Annotated in this window: 28 protein-coding genes; all 28 read right to left on the minus strand. The window is 32.6% G+C overall.

Translation table 11 applies throughout. From position 1 onward, the window contains the following. On the minus strand, nt 1–1,790 hold a 1,790-nt coding region (locus tag K5790_RS10215; RefSeq protein ID WP_297594770.1), incomplete at its 3' end, for a hypothetical protein. A gap of 1 nt (nt 1,791) precedes the next feature. Beyond that, nucleotides 1,792–2,076 (minus strand): hypothetical protein, encoded by a 285-nt coding sequence (locus K5790_RS10220; protein ID WP_297594772.1) that lies wholly within the window; start codon nt 2,074–2,076, stop codon nt 1,792–1,794. Beyond that, nucleotides 2,076–2,240 carry a hypothetical protein gene (locus K5790_RS10225; RefSeq protein ID WP_297594774.1) on the minus strand — a complete coding sequence of 55 codons (165 nt, stop codon included), beginning with the start codon at nt 2,238–2,240 and terminating at the stop codon, nt 2,076–2,078. Before K5790_RS10225 ends, K5790_RS10220 begins: the two co-directional genes overlap by 1 nt. Next, a complete protein-coding gene (locus K5790_RS10230) occupies nt 2,237–3,172 on the minus strand; it encodes a hypothetical protein (RefSeq protein ID WP_297594776.1) in 936 nt (311 codons plus the stop codon). The genes K5790_RS10225 and K5790_RS10230 overlap by 4 nt, the downstream gene beginning before the upstream one ends. After that, the gene (locus K5790_RS10235; protein ID WP_297594777.1) at nt 3,173–3,481 is read right to left on the minus strand and encodes a hypothetical protein; all 309 of its coding nucleotides are present in this window, start codon (nt 3,479–3,481) and stop codon (nt 3,173–3,175) included. Then, nucleotides 3,481–4,395 (minus strand): hypothetical protein, encoded by a 915-nt coding sequence (locus tag K5790_RS10240; protein WP_297594778.1) that lies wholly within the window; start codon nt 4,393–4,395, stop codon nt 3,481–3,483. Before K5790_RS10240 ends, K5790_RS10235 begins: the two co-directional genes overlap by 1 nt. Before the next feature lie 61 nt (nt 4,396–4,456). Continuing rightward, nucleotides 4,457–8,188 carry a fibronectin type III domain-containing protein gene (locus tag K5790_RS10245; RefSeq protein WP_297594779.1) on the minus strand — a complete coding sequence of 1,244 codons (3,732 nt, stop codon included), beginning with the start codon at nt 8,186–8,188 and terminating at the stop codon, nt 4,457–4,459. Between the two features lie 51 nt (nt 8,189–8,239). After that, nucleotides 8,240–9,631 carry a thrombospondin type 3 repeat-containing protein gene (locus tag K5790_RS10250; RefSeq protein ID WP_297594780.1) on the minus strand — a complete coding sequence of 464 codons (1,392 nt, stop codon included), beginning with the start codon at nt 9,629–9,631 and terminating at the stop codon, nt 8,240–8,242. Further along, on the minus strand, nt 9,628–10,752 hold the full coding sequence (locus tag K5790_RS10255) for a hypothetical protein (RefSeq protein WP_297594782.1): 1,125 nt from the start codon (nt 10,750–10,752) through the stop codon (nt 9,628–9,630). Before K5790_RS10255 ends, K5790_RS10250 begins: the two co-directional genes overlap by 4 nt. A gap of 114 nt (nt 10,753–10,866) precedes the next feature. Then, on the minus strand, nt 10,867–13,305 hold the full coding sequence (locus K5790_RS10260; protein WP_297594784.1) for a hypothetical protein: 2,439 nt from the start codon (nt 13,303–13,305) through the stop codon (nt 10,867–10,869). A gap of 1 nt (nt 13,306) precedes the next feature. Beyond that, a complete protein-coding gene (locus K5790_RS10265) occupies nt 13,307–14,335 on the minus strand; it encodes a hypothetical protein (protein ID WP_297594785.1) in 1,029 nt (342 codons plus the stop codon). A 59-nt stretch (nt 14,336–14,394) separates the two neighbouring features. After that, the gene (locus tag K5790_RS10270; protein ID WP_297594787.1) at nt 14,395–15,156 is read right to left on the minus strand and encodes a hypothetical protein; all 762 of its coding nucleotides are present in this window, start codon (nt 15,154–15,156) and stop codon (nt 14,395–14,397) included. A gap of 240 nt (nt 15,157–15,396) precedes the next feature. Further along, a complete protein-coding gene (locus K5790_RS10275; protein ID WP_297594789.1) occupies nt 15,397–16,461 on the minus strand; it encodes a hypothetical protein in 1,065 nt (354 codons plus the stop codon). A 101-nt stretch (nt 16,462–16,562) separates the two neighbouring features. Beyond that, nucleotides 16,563–17,114, minus strand: coding sequence for a hypothetical protein (locus tag K5790_RS10280; protein WP_297594790.1), 552 nt, complete (start codon nt 17,112–17,114; stop codon nt 16,563–16,565). 85 nt (nt 17,115–17,199) lie between these two features. Then, on the minus strand, nt 17,200–17,520 hold the full coding sequence (locus tag K5790_RS10285) for a hypothetical protein (protein WP_297594792.1): 321 nt from the start codon (nt 17,518–17,520) through the stop codon (nt 17,200–17,202). Next, nucleotides 17,517–18,356: a hypothetical protein gene (locus tag K5790_RS10290; protein WP_297594794.1), complete on the minus strand. Its 840-nt coding sequence runs from the start codon at nt 18,354–18,356 to the stop codon at nt 17,517–17,519. Before K5790_RS10290 ends, K5790_RS10285 begins: the two co-directional genes overlap by 4 nt. After that, complete coding sequence (locus tag K5790_RS10295) at nt 18,353–18,652, minus strand: hypothetical protein (protein WP_297594796.1); 300 nt, start codon at nt 18,650–18,652, stop codon at nt 18,353–18,355. Before K5790_RS10295 ends, K5790_RS10290 begins: the two co-directional genes overlap by 4 nt. Before the next feature lie 50 nt (nt 18,653–18,702). Beyond that, nucleotides 18,703–19,386, minus strand: coding sequence for a hypothetical protein (locus tag K5790_RS10300; protein WP_297594798.1), 684 nt, complete (start codon nt 19,384–19,386; stop codon nt 18,703–18,705). Continuing rightward, on the minus strand, nt 19,365–19,664 hold the full coding sequence (locus K5790_RS10305) for a hypothetical protein (protein WP_297594799.1): 300 nt from the start codon (nt 19,662–19,664) through the stop codon (nt 19,365–19,367). Before K5790_RS10305 ends, K5790_RS10300 begins: the two co-directional genes overlap by 22 nt. Next, entirely contained in the window at nt 19,661–20,434 is a 774-nt protein-coding gene (locus K5790_RS10310) for a hypothetical protein (protein ID WP_297594801.1), read from the minus strand. The genes K5790_RS10305 and K5790_RS10310 overlap by 4 nt, the downstream gene beginning before the upstream one ends. A 336-nt stretch (nt 20,435–20,770) precedes the next feature. Then, on the minus strand, nt 20,771–21,094 hold the full coding sequence (locus K5790_RS10315) for a hypothetical protein (RefSeq protein ID WP_297594802.1): 324 nt from the start codon (nt 21,092–21,094) through the stop codon (nt 20,771–20,773). Next, entirely contained in the window at nt 21,072–21,371 is a 300-nt protein-coding gene (locus K5790_RS10320) for a hypothetical protein (RefSeq protein WP_297594806.1), read from the minus strand. Before K5790_RS10320 ends, K5790_RS10315 begins: the two co-directional genes overlap by 23 nt. Then, entirely contained in the window at nt 21,368–21,817 is a 450-nt protein-coding gene (locus tag K5790_RS10325) for a hypothetical protein (RefSeq protein WP_297594807.1), read from the minus strand. The genes K5790_RS10320 and K5790_RS10325 overlap by 4 nt, the downstream gene beginning before the upstream one ends. Nucleotides 21,818–21,860: 43 nt before the next feature. Beyond that, on the minus strand, nt 21,861–22,067 hold the full coding sequence (locus K5790_RS10330; protein WP_297594809.1) for a hypothetical protein: 207 nt from the start codon (nt 22,065–22,067) through the stop codon (nt 21,861–21,863). Further along, nucleotides 22,067–22,351, minus strand: a complete 285-nt coding sequence (locus K5790_RS10335) for a hypothetical protein (protein WP_297594811.1) — start codon at nt 22,349–22,351, stop codon at nt 22,067–22,069. Before K5790_RS10335 ends, K5790_RS10330 begins: the two co-directional genes overlap by 1 nt. Continuing rightward, a complete protein-coding gene (locus K5790_RS10340; RefSeq protein ID WP_297594813.1) occupies nt 22,348–22,530 on the minus strand; it encodes a hypothetical protein in 183 nt (60 codons plus the stop codon). The genes K5790_RS10335 and K5790_RS10340 overlap by 4 nt, the downstream gene beginning before the upstream one ends. Further along, nucleotides 22,527–22,730: a hypothetical protein gene (locus tag K5790_RS10345; RefSeq protein ID WP_297594814.1), complete on the minus strand. Its 204-nt coding sequence runs from the start codon at nt 22,728–22,730 to the stop codon at nt 22,527–22,529. Before K5790_RS10345 ends, K5790_RS10340 begins: the two co-directional genes overlap by 4 nt. Next, entirely contained in the window at nt 22,723–22,944 is a 222-nt protein-coding gene (locus tag K5790_RS10350) for a hypothetical protein (RefSeq protein ID WP_297594816.1), read from the minus strand. Before K5790_RS10350 ends, K5790_RS10345 begins: the two co-directional genes overlap by 8 nt. Between the last annotated feature and the right edge of the window lie 19 nt (nt 22,945–22,963).

Here is a 22,963-nt window from a genome sequence, read left to right on the forward strand (position 1 = left end):
TTTTCGTTTTTTTGTGAATCTTTGTATCTTTTTAATCCTACATAGAAAGCATGTGGTTTTTTCTTATCTAACAACTCTTTTTTTATTGGATCATCAGAATAAATTTCTTGCATTTTTTTGTATAAAACTTCAGTATTCATTTCATTTTTCTTTAATTCTTCAATTGCTTTTTCATACATTTCTTGATTGTGAACCTTCTGTGTTTTGGTAGTTTTTTCTGATTTTGTAATTCCTTTTTTGGTAGTTTCTGTTAACCTACCCAAAATCTTTTCATCAAATTCAAACTTTACACCAGTATCATTTGCGAATTCATCTCTATCTGATTTGTGATGCCATGATGCTGGATTGTATTTTGTCATACGCCATTGATTGTTTCCATTTACAACAATTGCACGATTATCGGGTAATTCTGATATTTTACATAACCCTTTATCGTTGATTAATTTTCTCTTAACTAATGGTGAAATTGGTGATTTTACTAATTTTCCTTCTTTATTGAACTTCCAAATCTTCCATTTGATTAACTGTTCTTCAATTGCTTTATCCATTTCTACAGATAACCACTTCAATTCTTCACCAAGATTTCTATCAGAACTTCTTTTTACAATGATAATATCGTGCTGTTTATTGACACCTTTTAGAACATCACCAAGAGATTGTGCATTAACTCTAGGAAACGTTTTGGCATGTCTTGATTCTGGCATAAATCCAAAAAATGAACGTTTAGAAACACTTGCTTCTGGTTCTGGTGACATTGATTGATTAGGTACTGGTTTTCTAATTTCACCAGCGTACAATGCAATTTTATGATATGCTTTTTCTCTTTTTGTCCATTTGTTTCTTGGTTTGTCAAGAACTAATGGTATGAAATGTCTATCAGCAATTGGTTTCATATTATCCATCACAGTGGCAAACACAGCATATTTATCAGATTTTCCTTCATGGTCAGGTGGATACATCGCTGGATCACAAGCAACTAGAAGATTTCCATATTCTCTAGCATGGATTAATTCTTTTGTAAATACTTCTAAAAATTTATTAATATTTTCTCTAGAACCACGTGGCATAGTCACTTCAACTACTCTCAACATTGGTTTGATATGCTGAATCATTTCTTTTGGTTTTTTAATTTTTGTAAAGTCGGTTGTTGCTGGCAACCATTGGAAAACTAATTTATCCATGAATGCTTTTGCATATTCAAACGCATCTTTGAAATAATATCCATTGAATCTATCTACTGCTTCTTTAGAATGTTTAACATAAGGTGGTTTTAGTACAGTTACTGGATATTTCTTATGACAATTACAATGTAGAAGATTTCCATCTAATTCATCTAATCCAAGTTCAGTAATTCCTAAAACATCTTGACTTCTTTTTAGTAATCCAGCGGATACCATTAACCCAATAATTATTTCAAATTGTTTTGGTGTGATTGATTCCATTTTTCTTTCTAAATAATCAACTGATAATTCAACTGATTCTTCTGTTTCAAAAATTTGAAGAATAGAATCTATAATATCCCATTTTCCTTTACAATTCTTGTTGATTACCGTATAGAGTTTTTCATGTCCACCACCATCAAAAAGATAAACATTTGTGAAATGTTCATTTAGTGTGATTTCTAATTCATTATCCATAGCAACATCTTTTCCACTTCGTTTATCACCAACAAAAACAAATGCGGTTGGTGTGTTCAAATCACGCCAAGGTTTTTTCTTGAAATTTGGTGGATCATAAGGTGTTGTTAAAAGTGGTTCACGTAAGAATTGTTCATCGATTTCTAATGCCATTTCATTTACCTTGTGGTTTCACATTCCATCTTCCAGATTCTTTGATTACTGTAAATCCCATAGTTCTATACAATTCAATATTACATGATGGGCATCCAAATGGAAATGCAGAACCTAGCCATCCCATTCTATGTTTATCACATGTTCCATCATCACCAACATGATTAACCAATTCTATGAATGAAGCATCTTTAACACCTTTTTTTAAAAATTTGAAGAATCCTATTGCTTCATCTTCTACATTAAAACTAATTAAAACTTGGTTTCTCATTCTTCTAATTAACATTATTTTTCACCTATAATTGCTTCTACAATATCTTGGCTTCCACATGTCATACATTGACCGTTATCGAAATCACCAACATTAAGTGATGCACCACATCTAGTACATCTTCCAATAATTGAGTAACAATCACATCCATATTTACCACACATATCACAAGGTTTCATTCCTGTACCGTTGTTTCCCTAACTTTTTCTCTTAACTTACTTGGTGTTGCTTCAAATGTGAATTGTTGTCGTCTATGATTACACATTCTAACAATATCAATTAAATGGATGTTAAAGTAATGTAGAAATTCATCAAATATTAAGTGCATTGATGATTCATAATATACTTTTGATGGAAAACATGTTGTATCTTCTGAAGTTAGAATCTGTTTGATGTCAGTGAATTTTGGTTTTCTGCCATCTGCGAATTCATCATAAAACCCACCATCATTACTTGCTAATGAAACCAAATCACCATCTTCATGTGCATATCTTATTGGCACTTCACCTTGAATTTCACGCCAAATTGGTGATGAATGTTTTGGTCTAACTAACTCCATTTCTTTCAATGATGGTTTTCTCTCTATTTCAATTTCTTCTTCATATCCACAATTTACACAGAATTTAACACCAGTTGGAAACAAATCATCTAAATCTTCAGGTTTTAATTGAACATATTTTTCTCCACCACATTTTTCACATCCAGTTATCGTTTCCCAAATATGTTCTAATTTCATTTCATCTAAAGTATCTTTATTTATAACAAGATATTTTCCATTAATTGGGTAAATAACTTCTCTATTTGTTACAACTGTTTCATCTTCATTTCTTGTAATCGCTAGAAATGTTCCATCACGCCAAATTTGTCTTAACCTTCTACTTGCAACTTCATTCAATCCTTTTTCTAATTTCTGTTTTGTGTATATATTATCAAAATATCCAGCCTTGAATCCTAAATTTATTTGTGGATATAATTTCATATAACCTTCAGCCATCAAAATATTATTATCGAATCCTTGATGTCCAACTACTGTTCCTATTCCATGTAATACATATTCATCAAAATTATCTGGAAATGCGTATGTTGTTTTTGGTATTTGTCCAGTTGTCATTTAATCACCTTGTTTCTCTAATTCACTTGAAAATAAATATGCAAATTGTATTGTATTGTAATCATATTCTAAAAACCCAATATCATAATTTGATTCTATGTTCCAGAAATCATTTATCAAACTTTGATTTTTCCAATACAGTCTTTCTTTATCAATAATTTGTTTTCTTTTCCATTTTGTATCAAATATCTTATGAAACAATCTTTCTAGTAATGAATATGGTTTTCCTTCAATTGCTGAAATATATTTCACATCAAGTTCAATACATAATCCTTCATCTGAAGATTCAAAGTTAGTTTGTATATTCATTATGAATTTTCCTTATCAGCGGATGATTTGGCTTTACCTGAAATTACTGGTGTAATACGTTTTCTTCTACTGAATAATTTTTCTTTTGGAAGCCATGATGAAGAAATCATTTTCATTTCATCTACAAGTGAAATCTTTTCTAACAAACCAATCTCAACACTGAATTCATTGAAAATTGTTTCGTAATCCCTTTCTTCAGTTGATGATAGCATTTCAATCTCATATCCATGATGGGATAATAGATCATAGAGTTTCTTGTATTTGTTCATGTAAGAATTGATTGTTTGTGTTTCAAATTTGATGATTTTTTTCTTCAAACTTTTCTTTTCAACAATACTTCGTATGTGTCCAAAATCAATATCGTTATACCATTGGAATCTTTGATTAACATCTTTGTTTAATGCAATCAATTCACCAGTTAACATAGTTTCTAAATCATGTTCTTCTTTTGATTGTTGTTGTTTTTGTTCTGATTGAACTGGTTCTGGTTGTTCTTCTTCAACTGTAACTTTTGGTCTTGTATCTATTTTATGACCTAACATTTCAATAACTTCTTTTGGTGTTTTTGTTGCTGTTTCTTTTTTCACTTTTGGATTATCTAACTCACGAATTATTTGTTCAATCGGTCTTGTATCAATTTTATCTATAGAATCCATATCTTCTTTAGTGCTGATAATTTCAAATGCACCCATTTTCTTTTTTATAACTTCTTGTGTTTCTGAACTATTGATTATATTTTCTGGTTTTTCATCTGGATAAATTTCTGGATTAAGAACTTTTTCAACAATACTTTGAATTGAAATATCTGGACATAGTTTATCCCAATTTGGGATATAGAATTCTGAAACCATCTGATAAAAAATTAGATTATCATTAGGAAGTGCTGGTAAATCGGCAAAAATTACTTCATCCATATAGAAATTATTCTATTATTCTACCTTTTAATTATTATGGTAAAAACTTTTGATTTCTAGGCTAGACTGTAACGGTTTTGCCTTTCTTTCTGAATCTTCTAGCAACCATTACAGAACCAACCAATCCCATTCCAACCAATGCGAACATTACAAATGTTGGAATATCAAACTGAATTTGTGGTACACCAACTGTAATTTCTATCCTAGCGTTGTTTGCTACATTTTGTCCACCCTGTGTTGAGATTACCTTTACTGGAATCTTATGTGTACCCGCTTCAACACATGGTTCTATTCCAGTTCCACAAAATGCACTTGGGATTACAATTTCGTATGGTAATAATTGATGTGATTCTATGTTTGGTGAATCTGGTGGAACAATTGATAACTGTTCAATGTCATTATCTGATAATATTTCACCACCTTCTGCAACATAAGGTGGGAATGGTATTGGGTTAACTTGCATCTGTGAATCTGCGATAATAATTGAATTAACGATTATGTTGTTTGTGTTATCCCATCCTACCAGAAGGTTTCCGTTAACAGTTTGTCCAACACTTGCGAAATGTACGCCACCAACTAGAGTAAATATATCACCACTGAAACTATTTGTCAATTCTTGAATTAATGGGAATGACAAATCAAACAAATCTTGTTGTGATTGGCTTATTGGTGTTGATGGTGATGTTGCTTGGAATTCTGAACCTGAAACAGTGGTTTCACCAGTTTCTGGATCAGTTACTGTAGGTGTTGTTGGTGTTGTAGGTGTTGAACCACCACCACCACTTGCTGAATTGGTTCTGCATGAATATTCATTTGAGAAACCTGAAGTATCTGGACTAACTAGAACAGCAACTTTGAAATTATATTCTGTGTTTGGTAACAAACCAGTTACTGTTCTAACTGTATTTGCGTTTCCAGTATCTGCAACATAGGTTGTGAATTCAGCACCTTTTGGTGTTGCACCATCTATTCTAAATCCTTCTGCAACTTCAGCACCGTTGTAATTCCAAATTAACTGAACCCTATCAGTTCCTGTAGGATTACAAACTAAGTTTGATGGTGATGTTAATGATACCCCTGCTTGTGATGTTGCTGATTCGTTTGATACTTCACTAGTACCAAGTGAAGCAACTGAATAAATTCTGTAATTACATTGTGTTGATGCACTTTGTAATGATAGATTTCCAGCATCACCAAGTTTCAGATTATCAATACTTCCTTCCAATAATGTTTCACTTGCAACTGAAATTGAACCAAAATTAGAACCAAGAATATTTCCTAAACTTGTAATTGTTGCTGGAATAGTTGTATCATCATTTAGAATTAAGTTATCAACATCTTCTACAGAACCAGAATACATTTTGATGTTAAAGTTAGTTGGTGAAGTTCTTGATAGTTTAATAAAGTAATCAGAACCTTGCATATCTGCATTAGAAAGATTGAATCCAGTATCTGTAGTAGTTCTGCTTGCACCATCTCTATATCCAGTATAAACACTTGTTGTTGCACCACCAGCATCAACCCAAAATATAATTCCTAAGAAATCTTGACTTACATCCCAAAAGTTACCAGAATTCAAATCACTTAATCCAAATACATGGTAATTTGCACCTGTACCAGTTGTGGTATCAGTCCAACTAATCTTGTATTCCATAACCCATTCTGTATCTGAAACTGGATCATTGTCAACACCAGCGGTTGATAATGGGAATACTATATGCTGGTCAACTGCATCAGCCAACATTCCAAATAACAAAACATCTGAACCACTGTGATATGTGATGAAGTTAGGTGACTGGTCGTCTTGTGACATCCAAGATGCCTGATAAACATCATCATCGAATGTTTCTTCATAGAATCCAGAAGTTCCAGCAAATGGATTAACATCAGTGTAAGTTAAATCAGTAGTTCCAGTATCTGCAACAATTGTTTTCCATCCACCACCCGATGGACATTCCCTATCAATTCTATATCCAGTTGGTGAAACATCGAATGCTTCACTTCCTACAGTCCATGTAAGAACAATATCATCACCAGATAATGCGGTTGATAATGTTGGTGTTGGAATGAATAACGTGTTGAAGTATCCCCAATCATGTTCTGTACCTGAAATATATTCTGTTTCTGGAAATTGTAATTGTAATGCTGAAGTGTTTGGTGAATAGAATGTTTTATACCCATCAATTGCTAATGAAGTAAAAGTAGTCCAAACATCATGTGAACCGAACTCATTATCATATAGCATTACAACAAAAGTGACATAATCACTTTGTGCTGAAGATAAATCTGGTGTCCATGTTTCAGTTCCACTTGTTGGTACACCATTTTCATAAAGCATACATTGTCCACCAAGTGTATCACCTTCTTGGCATCCTAGATTTCTTTTACCATGTGTGAATTGTGTTCCGTTGTAAACATCTAATGCACCATCATAGATATAGAATGTATGATAAACTTGTGCTACACTTCTATGTAACAATCCAGTCCATGTCCATTCAACCCCATCAACTTCAGCGGTTGGAAGAACCAACATTGAAGAATAACATGTACCGTATCCACTGTTTGGTGTACCCATTTGATAACCATTTGCTGGTGTAGTGTACCAATCATGCACACTACATAATGCTTGGAAATTCGGTACACCTGATTGATTTACTAATGAATATTCTGCTTGTTCACGATAATAAACACGATTATCTACACCAGTATTACCATTAACATAATATGCTTCATCGTATGTTTGTGTTGATGCACTTGTACCACTCATTGTAAATGTAACTTCATTACTTGGCTCTGATAACCATCCAGCATCTTCACCACCTAAAGTAATTACACGTGCTGTATAACTATGCCCTGCTTCAAAAATATTTCCAGTTTCATAAGTTTCAACATCACCAGCATTTGCGGTAATCAATGTCCAATAATCTGATTCACTTGCTGTTCCGTTTTTGTATTCCAACATATAGCCAGTAGAATTCAATCCACCATTTGCAATTGCTTGAATTCCTATACCAGCGGAATCGATTTCAGTCCATGTAAAATTTACACTTGTATTGTTTGTTACAACTACACCCAAATCAACAATTTTTGCACCATCACGCCAAACAGTTTCTGGATCATAAGAATACACATAACCATATTCTGATTCACCACTTCCTTGTCTTGCACTAAATGGTCTTTCAGTTGCACAGTCATTTGATGTTGGTTCTTGACAGAATCGCCAAGAATTGACACCAGATAATCCAGTTAATTCAAATTGGTCAAGTATTATTTCTGCATGACCAGCACCATCATCTTCTGTTTCCATAACAAATGTAACCCATTCTTCAGTGGATGCGGATAAATCAGGTGTTCCACTTGTTGGACAAACATTAGTTCCATAATTAACAAGTAAACCAGCACCAAGTGTTACTGGTGGTGAATCAGTTGGAAAATGTGTTGAATTTGTTGGATCATACATTCCATCATAGATATACATCTGATAATAAACTGGTGATGAAGAACTTCTTCCACATGAAACAACTGCTGACCATCCTAATTCTAAATCAGCGGTCTTGAATGATTTGAAAACCCAACAAAAATTTCCACCACTATCTAATCTATTTTCAAAACCAGAATCATATCCAATTGATTCACAATCACCAGTGGTATTATCAACTTCAGCCCACCACCATCTATCATCATAAGTTCCAGTATTATCACCATAACTTACATGGTCGGCAAAAGCATCTTCAAATAGAAATGGTGAAATGGCTAAAATTAGAAGAATTGGTAATATTGCTAAAGCCTTCAATAACGATTCTGATAATTCCAGTGTTAAAAAGGTTTTAGTAAAAAGAATTTGCTATTTCTTTCTCAACTTATTGAGGACAACCACAGAACCAATGAAACCCACAAAAATAATGGCAATTATAATAATGCCACTTGGATCATCATCACTTACTTGCTGGAATGGAATTACTTGTGTGCTTCCAAGTGATGTATCGCCTACACTGGTTTCAGCACTTTCAGAACCTGAAGTGGTTGATGATTGAACAGTATCTGGACATCCATCAGAATCATTGACACCATTGAAGGTTTCTTCTTCCATTGGGCATTCATCTAAATTATCAGGTATTCCATCACCATCGGAATCTGAAGTTGTTGATAATACTGTATCTGGACATCCATCACCATCATTGACACCATTGAATGTTTCTTTTTCACCAACACACAAATCTAACAAATCTTCTATTCCATCACCATCTGTATCTAATGGTGTAGGTGATGAATCTGGACATCCATCAGAATCTGTAATTCCGTTAAAGTTTTCTGGTTGGATTGGACATGAATCATTTGCATCAATAATTCCATCACCATCAGTATCTGGTAATGAATCTGGACATCCATCATTGTCATTGTATCCATTTACAGTTTCTGGAAGTAATGGACATACATCTATTGAATCAACTTTACCATCCCCATCAGTATCTAGATTTGGATCAGTTGTTGGTGATGTTGTTTGTGTTGGTTGGACAATATCATTTACAAATGAAAATGCGAATTGTGTTACTATTGGTTTTCCGAATTGTTCTGTATCAAATGCACCAGAAAATACACCAACTTGTGGATGATTGAAATCAAATTTTAGTTTTGGAAGCATTTCAGATTTGAAATGTTTTGAACCATCACCAGAAGATGCAAGTACATTATTCAAAACTTGTTTTGTGATTATGTATTCAAAGATTTCTTTCTTAATACTATCTTCTAATGCAACTGGTGTAATTGTTTGTGTTGAATATGTTGATATTGGTCTATCATTTCCCAAAAAGAAAACAGTTGGTGATTCAATTCTTTCTCGAAGTTTTACTGTTCCAGATACAATAGTTGAACCTTCCATAGCATTTCCATCACATTCTAAAAATAATTTAATATGAATATCATCTACAGTTCTTCCATTTGCTGTTAATGCTAATTGATTTTGAAATTGTTCATCAATGAAAATTGTTTCTCGTTCACTAAAACTTGCTACTTGTAAAATACTTCCACCAGAATTAATCCATATCTCATTGAATTCTTCACATCTCATGTTTGTGAAATCTTGTGTAAGTGAAAATGTTCTAACAGTTCCAAATCCAGTAAAGAAATCATCAACTGAACCATGTGTTCCGTTGAATTCAACTAGGAATAACATTCCTAATGCAATTATAGCAACCCCAAATACGCCAATACCAAAAATCTTTTCATTTGAAATCATTTGTTCTTCAACCTCTTTACTATCATATAGATTACAAATGAACCAATTGCTATTCCCATTACGATAAATCCTATTGTTGCATTATCATCACCTTCTTGTTTTTGTTGAATAGTGTTTAACACAGTCAATGCAACTTCTTCAGTAGAACCAGATTCTAATTCTTCTACTGCAATATTAATTCCATTTGACTGTGATATTGCATTACCACTGGTGTATAATGATGATGTTTCACCATTTGGTAACTCAATTGGTTCTTCTGGAATCACATCGTTGAATATAGGTTCACCTGATTCACTTGATGAAGTTGTTTGTGTTTGTATTGGTGGTGATTCAACACTTGTATCACTTGTAACTGTATTTGTGTTTGAATCAACTGTTTGAACTTGAACTATAGTTGGATCATTTGAATCACAAATACCATTAGAATTTACATCTGGACATCCAGTAGAAGATGGAATTTCACTTGGGTTTCCAGATTGTCCAGCCCTAATCAAAAGTAATTCAGTTGCATCATAATATCTGAATGCAATTGATGTGTTTAATCCCTTTATCCATCCATCATACATTCTAAGTACACTTCCATCTGGTAGAAGTTTTTGTGCATCATATCTTCCTTCTACAGTCATTATGAATTCTATTATGTCACCAGATTTCAATTGTGTTCCTTGTGCAAGTATCTGTTCTACAAAATCTGGTGTGATATGTAATCCAGCACCTTTCAATAACTTTGTGTTTGGATCATAAGTGTTTTCTAAAAGTAATCCTTTTGGTACATTAACTGGAATCCCATTTACTGTAACAAACTGTTTTATTGTTGTTCTTGGAAAATCAAATTCAACATCAGCACCCATTCTACTATAATCTGTATAAACAAACAATTCTGCACGTACTAATGGGTTTAATTTTTGGTCGGATAATCCAACAAACGAAAATGGTGTGAATGTATTGGTTACTGAATCTGTTCTGGATGATTTTATTTCATCTGCAAAAATTAACTTTGTTTCAATATATGATTCTGCGAAAAGTAAATCCCTATCACCAGTGTTTGTACCTTGAAAAACACCTTCACCATTTTCTAGTGATAATGGTGATGAAACGATACCAAAACTATCTAAAGCCATAACAGCACCGATAATTATCACGATTGAAAATATTGAGATTACTGATAATTGGAATGGCGATTGCAATAATAAATCTTCAAAAAGTTCTTAGATAAACTTAACTGTAAAAATAGTTTACCTGTAGTTCATAGGATTATAACTATCATTTCTATGCTTGGCTACTGCCATTAATCCAGCAATTACAATGATTACAATGATTACACCACCAAGCACCAAACCTAATTCTACTGAATCCAATCCAATATTTTCTTTAAGTTTTTCATCAATGTTTTCAGTGAATGCAGAAGCACATTGAATTACTGTTCCTTCACAGAATCCACCTAATCCACCAAATCCTTTTGGATCATCACCATCGGTATTATTAGTTCCACTATCATTTCCTAATCCACCACCAGCACTTCCAGAAGCACCACCAGAACCAACTTCAGCATCAACACTAGCACAGAATGTTACTTCCCTTTCAATTCCACTAGAATCTGTAAAGTCTTTAGAATGACATGTTCCATCTTTCAAATCACTAACTTGTTTCTGGAATACTTTGATTAAATCACATTGTGTATTAACGAATACAAAGTTATCTTCAGCGAATTTACATTGGTTCTTTACGGTTGATGAATTGACTTGTGTTTCAATTACTTCTTTTTCTGGATTTTCAGCATCAGCGGTTTCATCATCATTTGTCACTACTGCTTTAGTTGTTCCATCTTCTGAAGTCTTGGTTGTTACTTGTTGACCTAAACTTCCTTTAACATAGGTTGTTTCCCAAATGAACTGTGAACCTTCAGTTTTACCAGAATATTTCTTTCCGTCAATATCGTTTCTTGCATCAAATGTTCCAGCAATATCTACAATAATTTTTACTTTTGCTGTTCCACCATTTGGCAAATTCTTGATACTTTGTAAAGTTTCAATCTTATTTGTAATTGCTTCAGTACCAAGTATTACTGAACCCAATGAGAATCCTTCATTTGCACAAGTTGTTGAACCAGTATTAGGATCATTGATGCAAAGTGCCTTGGTTGGTGAAAATAGAATTGTGTTTCTTGTATCCAAGAATACTTTATCAGCACCAACTTCAATTGTTGTTGCAAATGTTACATCACTTGATTCAATTGTAAACTGTGATGTTACTGAAGCATCTTTTAGATGAAGAATTGGTGTTACTTGGATTGATTTTAGAATAGAATTTATTCCATCAACTGCATTTGCCAATGATAGATTTGTTCCAAGTTCTATGTTAAACCCATCATCACTACCTATTATACCACTTTGTGATTTTCCATTTTCGTAAAGTGTAGTCCATGCTAGCACTATTTCACCAAAGAATGATTTTGGTTGTGTTGTGCTAGTTGGAAGTATTTCTGGATCAGTACCACCAGTTGTTGTAGTTGTTACAGTTGCTTCATTTTCAACAATGAATGTTTTTGTTGATTGTTGTGGTGTCTTAAAGTCACCTTGGAATCTATTTGGATGTTCCATTATTACAGTGTATTTTCCGTTTGGTGAATTTTTAGCCATTGTATAATAAAATACAAACTTACCATCATCGCCAACTTTTTCATCAAATATCATAGTACCTGAAACAAGTGGAATGTTTGATGCACCAGTAATTGTAATTGTTGGATAACCTTCAGTGTTTAACCATTTTCTAACAGTTCCTTCAATTAATAATTGCCTTCCAGATTGTTTGTTAGTATCAAGTGGATTTGTATCACTGATTAATCCATCTTGACCACCTTGTGATTCTGTTAAAGTTGTTCTAATGCTTTCTAAAATAATTGGTTCATTAGATGTATTGGCATTTGGTTCTGGTGGATTGATTACATTTGCATCAGCACGAACTAACCATGCTGATTTTGTTAACAATGAACCAACACCAGTTGTACTACCAACATCAATATTTCCATTTGAATTTGAATATTGTAATTGGTAATCTACATCAATAGTTGCAACTGCTTTTACCCAAGCATTAATATCATTATGTAATACTAAATCTGATTCATATTGCTGGAAATTTCCGTATGTTTTTGATGCAATAACTTTCCATGTGTTTGGTTGTACTGTAGTATTAATTGAAACTGATTCTAAATTGGTTATTTCGTTTCCTAAATCTTTATCCAAGTCACCAGTGGTTAATTGCATTAAAGCAAATCCAACTGTTTTGATTCCAGTTAATCCATTTAGATAACTTGGTTCTGAAATATCACATTTTTGATTGATGTCTATTCTTAGAGCATCTATGATTCTACCATCTATTCTGTTTGAAACATCAAATTGTATTTGTGGGTTAAATTTTACTGAAGAATCAAAAGCGACATTTCCAAAAACTGCTTCACCTTGATATTTTACATACGTCTCATTGATGTATTGGCATTCCATAGGTAGGAATGATGAAAATGAAAACTGATTCAAAGTGTTAAAATAATTTCCAGTGGCGAATGTTGTTATTTCGCTAGAACCAAAAAAGAAATTTGTGAATCCAGTTAGTTCAGAATAACCAAATAATCCACCAGCGATTACTAAGCCAACTAGCACAAGAATTAAACTTCTCATATCAACCGTTCCTATTCCTTGTTAATAAAGAAATTATGAATCCAAATATTCCAATACCAATTATTCCAGCAACTGCAAACCAAATCATAGCGAACTTACCTTGATTCAAACAATCAGTATCACCAATGATTAAACAATCACCAAATTCAGTTGCTGATTCAATTGCTTCTTTTGCAGATTTTGTTTTTGCGTTTTGGTTTTCAACATCTTTTGCTACAGCATCATTTTGTTTTCCAGATTCATTTGTATCTGCAACACCATCACCATCACTATCAATTGTTTTTGCTTCACCTTCTGCTTTCTTTACAATTATTTCATGGAATGTTGGAATTGCTTCTTCTGGAATTGTGTAAACAAATTCACATGCTGAACATATTTTTGGATGAAGTATCAATGTTCCAAACACTCTAAATTCTTGAATAGATGAATATGTTCCACCAGATAAATCATCTTCCAAATCAGTAACTTTAACAATGTATTTTGCAAGTTTTACTTCTGTTCCATCTGCAACTTCAACTCTATCAGTTGTTATGGTGTCAATGTATGTTGTAATCTTTTCATTCTTTACATTATCTTCTGAAATTACTTTTAATGTTAATTCACTTGATTTGATAACCATGACATCATGATTTGATGGATGGCAATTCTCACCATCTTTATCTACAATACAAGCATCTACATCGGCTTGTAATTGTTCAGTTGTTTTTCCAGCATTTGAAAATGAAAGACATGTTAGTTTTGGTTCTATTTGGAATCCGTCAATAATATTTACAGCATCACCAGCAAAAAATTCTAATTCTGGATTACTAGCGAAAAATGGTGATTGGTCGGCATCAAATAATTCACCACCTACAGTTGCAATATTTGAAACCTTGGCAAAACATAATCTATCTGGAATTGGTAAAGTTTCAGAATCTGAAGTTAGTTCAAATCTATGCAAATCTTGATTTCCAATATTTGGTAAAGTCATAAAACCCGCAATAAGTAGAATAATTCCAATCCCACTAACTAGGATATATGATGTTTTCAATAATTTCAAGTCAAAATGTTATTACATAAACTTAACTGTGAAAATTTTTGACTTTAGATTTAGATAATTCTTATTCCACCTTGTATAGCGTGCATTACTGCCCATGCTGTACCTGAAACTAAAATTCCAGCAATAAAATTCAATTTCTTTGTTTCAAAGTCACCTGAAGATGCTAGTAGGAATCCACCAATAAAGAATGCACGAAGCATTTCTTCACCAGTTGCTGTTAAGGCATATTGGAAAACAATTTCTGGTGTAACTTCACCGAATAATTCTATTTGTGCATTGATTAATGGTACGTTAATTGGTAGATCAGAAGGTAAACCAGTGTTTCCTAACAATCCTTTTGAATCCAAATATATGATACTATTGTATGTTCCATGAACTACAATTGGAATTATAATTGCTCTTGTAATCATGAGTAATCCACCTAAAAGAATTCCAGCAAACATTAGAACAGCGAAATCATTTCCAGCATTATGAAGTACAATTGAAACCAAAAATAGAACACCAATTGCTGGTGGAATCATAATCAAATCCTTCATTGTAGGATTTTTCATGAAGAATAATGGTTCACCTTCATCATCACTTCGTAATCTGTTTCCAATGAATTCAATTCTAGATAATAGTAACATCAGAAGTAATGGTAATGAAAATGCTGTAACAAATGTCATTACCCTTCTAAATTCAATTGAACCTTCAGCGGATAATACGAAAAACATTACTGAAGAACCAGTAATGAAGAAAAATAACCAAGTAACTAATCCAAATCCTTTTGAGATTTTATCTTGATGTGATAAATCCTCAAATCCTAGAACCATAGATCATCACCAAACAGCATAAGTACCACTTCTAATTAATGATTAAAAAGGTATCTGTGAAAAATATTGATTAAATTAGGCATCCAAGGAAGAAAAGCATTAACACCTTGGATGCCCAATAGACTTTCGCATTTGAACTCTCGGCACTACTGCATACTGCATAACAGCAATCTAAATTCGTGCTAGTTGGATTTAAGAATTCTTGTAAATAAAAAAGAAAAGAAAGTGTAGATTAATTATCTATGCTTTTGCACAAATAACTAAGTCGGTATTTTCAGTGTATGATTCACCTTGTGCATCCATAAATGTAACACCTAATGTTACATTAATTGCATTGTCAGAAGCACCAAAGTTTGTTTTGATGTTTACTGGCATTGATTTCTTTAGGATGGATTGGTTGGCATCAATACTGAACAATCTTCCATCTGCAACTTCACCATCACCAAATTGGTATTCGTAAACAATTTGTGAATTTGAGTTATCCACATTCTTGAATACATCACCATTGGTTAGTTTGATTCTATCAGTTCCATGATCATGTATAACATCTACATAAGATTCGTTTGGAACAATTCTACCTTCATCTGTACCGTTGATAGTAATATCGAATTTCTTCAATAAACCACCACGTGCATTTGCTGATAGTTGTAAGTTCCAATCAATGGCACAGTCTTGTTTGCCTGTACCAAGGTTATCTGTATCTAGATTACTTGGATCATCCAAATCAATGTTAGTTCCATCATCGACTAGCATAAAGACAGTCCAGTTTAAGGTTGGATCATCTTGTCCTTGTGGTGTAATTCCAACTATGTTCAATGGAATTACTGGATCAAGAGTATTATCCTTATCTGGATCAGCCCAAACAGCATTACCAATTCTAGATGTTTGTCCTTGTGTCTTTACTAAATCAACGAAGAATGCTTGTGCATCTGGAATCTCTAGCATAGCCTGAACTTCTACTAGAGTTTCATCCAATCCGATAGTTGCACTATTGGATGAAGATGTTCCTTTCCATTGGTATTCACCATTCTTTAGTTGATAGAAAAGCACATTGATGTTTGTACCATCTGTTCTTGTTGTTGTTTGGTCTTTAGTATCGATTAAGGCGGTCTTGATTATGAAATCACCAGTTTGTGTTTGTACTTGACCAGTTGTTGAAGTTGTAGTTGTAGTTGTAGTTTGACTAGGTGTAATTGTTGCTTGTCCACTGGTGTTAATGAAACCTTGGTCATTTGCATACCACAGTCCACCACCAACAATGAGAATTAGCACAACTGCAATTCCTAGTGTTTTGTTCTCTACCATAATAGTTCTTAATTCAATCCAACTAGCATTAGAATAAAAGCATTTTGTAGATTCGTGAAAATAATTCCACGAAAAATAGTATTAAAAAAAATTAGATTTGTTTAGATTTTTGCTATTGAATCTGGAACACCTTCACGAATAGAGTTGATTTTTCTACCCATGTATCCCACAATAGCACCTAAACCAATCAATCCAAGGATGAAAACAATCCAAAATTGTGGTGATTCTTGACTAATTGCATTAGTCAATGTACCCAAATCAGTGATGTTAACATCTGGATTTACACCTTGTAGGAATGATGCAAATGCAACAATGAAGATGAACGTGATTATTCCAGTGAATAAGAAAGTTACAATATATGCTTTCTTATCAGTGTCTATATCACCTTCTGGTTCTGCCAATCCAAATATCTTTCCGATACCAACACGCACATATTTTCCAAATAGGAAAACCAATGCACCAATGATAACGAAGAAGCCTAGACTAACCATAACCAGAATGAATCCCGCTACAGGATCATCACCAGTTTGTGCTATTGCTTGACCTAATGATTCTAGGGTAATATCCTTGAACCCATCGCCAACCAGCATTCCCACACCAGCAAAAATAATCCCCAAGACAACCAAGAACAATACTGCGTTCAATATGTCCACGAAGATTCCTTTTACAAACTGTGCTTTCTCCATTAACATTCAGCAAAATCAATTACTATTTACATATTTTGGTTAGAAAAATTAACTAATCTTCTATCGATTCATCTTGTTTAGGTTCAAATTTTGATTTTTTGATTTTAACATGTTTATCCACACTTGAATCTCTAGTAACAATCATAAAAAATCCAAATATCCCCTGCATTATTCCAGCAAATAATAGGAATCCAGAAATCATGAAATGCACAGTTGCATTTTTATTAACAGTTTCAATAACCATCCACCAAATTTCTTTTGATTCAAATGGTATTGATATTACGAATAATGCTAGTTGAAAGGTACAGAATCCAGTGATTAACCAGAAAAACCCTATCCATAAATCCAAACTATTTTTTCTTTTGAATTTCATGGTGATACCATTTGGAATGTTTTTTCTACTTCTATAAGATAAGGTCGTTGAGTTAATGGATTATCTACTAATGAATTTGCTTGTATTGACATTAGATATTCACCTTCAGTAAATCTTCCAGTTTGAATAGTTTGTGTCCATGTTCCATCATTATTAGTTTCTTCTGAAGGTCTAGTTATTGGTTCTAATGCACAAAAATCACGATGTTCACAACTGATTATGAATGTGTATTGGAATGTTGCTGGTTCAACATACTTACATTCTACCAATTCTGTTTCTGGATTTAATTTACAACTTCCTTCAATTACTTTTTTTAATAACCCACTAAATGTTGCTGGATTACCAATCAGATAATGGTTATCTGGAAGTTCAACATTAGAATATTTTGGTGTGTGTCCAAATGATTCACCACCAGTAATTTTGATATTAATAATATCTTCATCAGTTAGATCACCAGTGGCATTCACTAATTGAATAAATTCTTGTTCTGAAATCTCTTTTCCAGTGTTGGAATTTACGAATGATGTTTGTTGAACTACTGTAGGTTTACCTTTGAAGATTTCTGCAATATCACCAGCATCATTAATTGATTGTATTTTGCCTAGGTTGTTCAATGCTATTTGTTCAGCACTATTAAGAACTGCTTGTGCATCACAATCACTTATCATCTTTTTAATCTGTTCTTCACTTAGATTGTTTACATTAACACCAGTGAAAATTTGTTCAATATCACATCCTTGCCTTAATGATTTTGCTTCTTCAGAATTAGAATACACTACAAATCCTATTGTACCAAAAATCAATGCAAAAATTATGATATATGGGATATAGTTCATCTGTGTTTGTCCTTGTGAATTTCAGCAATAATTTCATTCATCTTGGTTTTACAAAAATCAATCACATCAGATAATCTATCCATTTCCTCTTTAATCTTTAAATTTCTATTTTCATATTGAATTGGGTTTTCAGTATCTTCAGCATTCTTCTTCATTACTTTGTCTAATTTTCTAAAAGCATCCAAGGCACGATATTTCTTATTCTTCCATCCAAGAACTAATTGCCATCTAGCATCTTTATCTCTAAAAACATCAAGTTCACCATCAACTACATTATTATCAATCAATTTTTCCATTTTTCTACTTTTGAAAGTAAATTATTTGCTTATAATGTTTATTGTAAAAACTATAACAAACCAAGGAATGAAAGGAAAATAATTCCACCCCAAATACCACGAATTAGATTTCCAGCAAACAAAAATGGGAATAATTTCTTTTCATCCATCTGTGCATATCCAGCAAGAACTAAAGCAACTTCAGCACCACCACCAGCAAACCAAAGTGATGGTGTAAACAAAAACATCAATACACCGAATCTATGAAACCAATGATTGTTTTCTAATTCATCTGCTTTATCCCTTCTAACTAATTTGTGGACATGTCTTTTTGCTAGACTGAACATTAGTGCATCACCAATAAATCCACCAGTTGATGTTAAGAGGATCAGAAATATTGCTTGGTTAAATTGTTGTTCTTGTGTAGGTTCTGCAAGAACTAAAGGTGTCATGAATAATTCGTTTGGAATTGGAATGAATGATGGTGTCATTGAATAGAAGAATGTGATTACTGTACCCGCTTGTTTAAAGAATGGATGTTCAGTAAATTTTTCAAATTCAACTGTTATTTTTTGTTCCATGTCACCCCACAATCTTTCAATTTCTGTGAAATCCATTATTCCAATACCAGTTGCTGGATCAGTAGAAAATGATTGGTACATTCCAAATAATAGAATTGATATTCCTATGAATACAATCACATAAAGAATATGATGCGATTGAAACTCTAATTCTATAGATTTGATAGTAACCAATCTATCACCCCATAATGCCATGCAACTATAACAATTATTATCAAAATAACTACACCAGCAATTACATGTTCTTTATGTACTTCATGCCAATACCAATTTCTCATATACTCTCTTAGAGTAAACATCATTGTAACCAATCCGATAATTCCAACACCAGCGGATATAGCAAGTTTCATTAAATCTAAACCAAGTTCATAAAAATATTCACCAATTACTAATCCGAATCCAACTGTGAACATCAAGAATGTTATTAGAAGAATTAATGCCCTTCCATTCATTCTATATCAGAACCTAATAATTTTAATCTGTTTTGTGCATCTTCTAAACTATGATTCTGTAGTATCTTACATTGGTTCTGTAGAATTGAGTATGGTGATTTCTCAAATGCTAAATCTAATGAACTGATTCTTCCATCACAGTGTTGTATAATTAAATCCAAACTGTTAGCCCTACTATCAATTTGATTTGCTCTAGTTTCTGCGGTTACTGTATCAAACCTTCCAGAATTTATTCCATCTCTTAATTCATTGAAATCATTTACTAAAAGTCTAATCTGATTTGCTTCATTAACATCTTGTAATGTTTCTAAAACCCTTCCAGTATTAATTCTAGAATTAACATCTTTTGCTTCTTCACATGGTTCTGCAACACAAACAATTTCTGGTTTAGATGTAATTTGTTTTAGTGCATTTCTTATTCCTTCTTGACCTTGTACTGGAACTTTTTCTAAGTTAAGTAAAATTTCTTGTGCCTTGATAGTTTTATCTGAAACTCTTTTCACATAATCATTTGGAATTGGTTTTCCTTCAATTGCTAATGATTCTATTTGTTCCTGTGTTTTTTCTGCTTGTTTAGCAATTGCTTCAGCCTTTTTTGTATCATCAGTTACAAAAACATCGATATACAGATCATCTAAGAATGTTCCAATTTTCCAACCTAAAGGTGAATCAACATGTTTTGAATTAGTTTGTCCTAGGGCATCCACTGGAAATAAAATGAAAACCAACAATACAAATCCAGTGAATAACCCTAGGTAGTTTGCTTTCATATCTACACAAACTCAATAAATCACTACATTAAAAATATTATCGTGAATTTATTTTATAGTTCTGCTAGTGCGAAGCCTAGATTCACCAATTGTTTTCCACAGTGTGGGCATTCACTAACTTCATTTGGAACATCAATTGTTTCATTCCTAGATTTACAATAAATCTTGAACATTGGATTGCTTCAGAATTAACTATGTAATAAGAATAGTGATTGGTTTTATCGATTCTTCTTCTTGTATTGTATCAAATTAATTAACATAGATGATATTGGTACGCCTAAAATTGTTCCAAACCCTAGAACTAAAATCCACCATAGATTTGGGTTTTCATTCATATTATTCTAAATCTTCAAACTGAAGAACTACAGTTGGTGGAACATCTGGTTTTTGTGAAATACAAAACTCATAAGCACTATCTTGTATATACTGAATTGGAATATCTGGTGAATCCTGTATATAGGCAACACCCGAATCTACCAATGCTTTTGATTTTTCATCTAATCCACTATAGAGATAATCAATGTAATCTTGTTTTGTGACTTCAGATACTTGCATACAATGATATTCTGGTGACATGAAAACAATCAGTAATGTAACTAGAAATCCACTGATTGCACCACCAACTATAATTGGTTTTTTATTTAATTTCTTGTTTCTCAATTTGTTTCATCTTTTTTTTGATAACCTTACTAAAATCACATATTACTGCTAGTTCAGTATGTTTAGTTGCAATAAAATCAGCATTCTTGAATGTCAACTTCCAACCAATCTTTGTTCCTGTAATCATTTTATCTTTTACAAGATTTCTGATTTCATTCATTGTATTTTTGTAGTTTGAATGTGAACCATCCTGTATTTCTTGTGATGATAATGGTTCATCTATTCTTGACAACATGAATTTTAGAATTTTTACTCTAGTTAGTGATGGTGTTTTCATATTGAACCTTCCGTTTCTACTTCTCTTTGAAATTGTGCGTGTAATCCTTCAGCGGTAAATGGTATCTTGATATTATAATTTAATTCAGTTGCTTTTTCTTTTAGTAGTTTCATAGCATCCCTAACTTCATCTACAGTTGCTTCTTTGTTACAGTCAAATTCCAATCTAACAATTTCAGCGGTTTGTGTTACTAGGTTTACATTAATCCAACAATTATCAGTTAATGTAAATACTGTTTCGGTTACTACTGGTTGTGGATTGAAATAATAATCCAATATTAATGAAGTAATTGGAATCAATGTAATTAATGCTAGAATTTTAATTATCTTATTGTAATTCTTTTTAGTGGGTTTTGCCTTCTGGATTCCTTCAACCCCACTATCTGTATCACTCGAATCTAAAAGATTGGTGGTTACATCAACACTGTTTGAATCTTCATTAGGCATGAATCATTCAATTCAATATTATGTTATAACTATTGTTGTAAAATTATTCTTTTGATTCTGGTTCTGGATGATTACATTTTGGGCATGTGCATCGTGTCTTGGTTCTATTCAATCCTTTACACTGTTTATGATTTCCACGATAACAACTATTGGAATAATCACAAGTATGATAGTTTGCATCTGAACACCTACCCAATTTATCAAATGTTTGCTCTAAAACTATCCCATTTCTTTTATTTGGTCGTGCCATCAATTGTCACCTTCCATTGGTATTACTGCATATCCTTGTTTCTCAATTGCGATTGCTTGTAGATCATCTGATAGTTTTGTTTCAATATACTCAATTGTATAATCACATCTTTCTAACATGATTTGGTTTCTAGAATTTCTATAGTGGTTTGTGCTTTTCATTACTGCTTTAACAGCCTTATCAGCGGTTTCATTTCCATTGTATGGTACAAGAATAACATATCTTTCAACCACTTTTTTATCTTCAATGATTTGAATTTGGTAATGATGTGAATGTGTTTTCATTTCCTTCTAGTCCTTGGTTTGTATGCTAAAGGTTTCTTGCATTCTTCACAATGCGTACATGATTTTGGATACTGTAATCTACATGTTCTACAAATATTTCTAATATCAAATATTGAATTACCGTTTCTTCCATTTGACATTCTGCCTAATGGTTCTTGTAATTTCTGTGATTGTTTCATTGAATCCACCCTAATTCCTTGGCACGTTTTTCACATCTTTTGCATCTTCTTTCTACTGAATTATCAATTTCTAAAATTCCACAAATTCTAATTTTACATAATGCTATTTGTTTGCCATCTTTTTCATAATCCTTTAGGATATGTGCTTTACCATCTTTCAAATATGCTAATTTGAACCAGTTTTCTTTTCTTCTATTCATTGAACTTCAACCATATCATCATCGCTTCATTTGCTGTATGCACACATTGTTTCTGTATCTCGGATTTCTTTTTAGATAATCTAATTCTAGTTGCCCTTCCAGCAATAGAATTTTCTAACAATCCCTTTACTTCATTTCTATCAACAAATCTTAATGGTAATTTTTCATCTCTATGATTATCCAATTCTTCTTGCATCGCCTTTAGGAATTGCAACTGTTCTTCTACAGTTCCT

The organism is Nitrosopumilus sp., from assembly GCF_025698945.1.
Lineage (GTDB): Archaea > Thermoproteota > Nitrososphaeria > Nitrososphaerales > Nitrosopumilaceae > Nitrosopumilus.

Bases quoted from the DNA above. Each gene is read 5' to 3' on its own strand.
- K5790_RS10220 (WP_297594772.1), bottom strand. From the start codon at position 2,076: ATGTTAATTAGAAGAATGAGAAACCAAGTTTTAATTAGTTTTAATGTA.
- K5790_RS10225 (WP_297594774.1), bottom strand. From the start codon at position 2,240: ATGAAACCTTGTGATATGTGTGGTAAATATGGATGTGATTGTTACTCA.
- K5790_RS10230 (WP_297594776.1), bottom strand. From the start codon at position 3,172: ATGACAACTGGACAAATACCAAAAACAACATACGCATTTCCAGATAAT.
- K5790_RS10235 (WP_297594777.1), bottom strand. From the start codon at position 3,481: ATGAATATACAAACTAACTTTGAATCTTCAGATGAAGGATTATGTATT.
- K5790_RS10240 (WP_297594778.1), bottom strand. From the start codon at position 4,395: ATGGATGAAGTAATTTTTGCCGATTTACCAGCACTTCCTAATGATAAT.
- K5790_RS10250 (WP_297594780.1), bottom strand. From the start codon at position 9,631: ATGATTTCAAATGAAAAGATTTTTGGTATTGGCGTATTTGGGGTTGCT.
- K5790_RS10255 (WP_297594782.1), bottom strand. From the start codon at position 10,752: ATGGCTTTAGATAGTTTTGGTATCGTTTCATCACCATTATCACTAGAA.
- K5790_RS10260 (WP_297594784.1), bottom strand. From the start codon at position 13,305: ATGAGAAGTTTAATTCTTGTGCTAGTTGGCTTAGTAATCGCTGGTGGA.
- K5790_RS10270 (WP_297594787.1), bottom strand. From the start codon at position 15,156: ATGGTTCTAGGATTTGAGGATTTATCACATCAAGATAAAATCTCAAAA.
- K5790_RS10275 (WP_297594789.1), bottom strand. From the start codon at position 16,461: ATGGTAGAGAACAAAACACTAGGAATTGCAGTTGTGCTAATTCTCATT.
- K5790_RS10285 (WP_297594792.1), bottom strand. From the start codon at position 17,520: ATGAAATTCAAAAGAAAAAATAGTTTGGATTTATGGATAGGGTTTTTC.
- K5790_RS10290 (WP_297594794.1), bottom strand. From the start codon at position 18,356: ATGAACTATATCCCATATATCATAATTTTTGCATTGATTTTTGGTACA.
- K5790_RS10295 (WP_297594796.1), bottom strand. From the start codon at position 18,652: ATGGAAAAATTGATTGATAATAATGTAGTTGATGGTGAACTTGATGTT.
- K5790_RS10305 (WP_297594799.1), bottom strand. From the start codon at position 19,664: ATGAATGGAAGGGCATTAATTCTTCTAATAACATTCTTGATGTTCACA.
- K5790_RS10310 (WP_297594801.1), bottom strand. From the start codon at position 20,434: ATGAAAGCAAACTACCTAGGGTTATTCACTGGATTTGTATTGTTGGTT.
- K5790_RS10320 (WP_297594806.1), bottom strand. From the start codon at position 21,371: ATGAAAACACCATCACTAACTAGAGTAAAAATTCTAAAATTCATGTTG.
- K5790_RS10325 (WP_297594807.1), bottom strand. From the start codon at position 21,817: ATGCCTAATGAAGATTCAAACAGTGTTGATGTAACCACCAATCTTTTA.
- K5790_RS10330 (WP_297594809.1), bottom strand. From the start codon at position 22,067: ATGGCACGACCAAATAAAAGAAATGGGATAGTTTTAGAGCAAACATTT.
- K5790_RS10335 (WP_297594811.1), bottom strand. From the start codon at position 22,351: ATGAAAACACATTCACATCATTACCAAATTCAAATCATTGAAGATAAA.
- K5790_RS10340 (WP_297594813.1), bottom strand. From the start codon at position 22,530: ATGAAACAATCACAGAAATTACAAGAACCATTAGGCAGAATGTCAAAT.
- K5790_RS10345 (WP_297594814.1), bottom strand. From the start codon at position 22,730: ATGAATAGAAGAAAAGAAAACTGGTTCAAATTAGCATATTTGAAAGAT.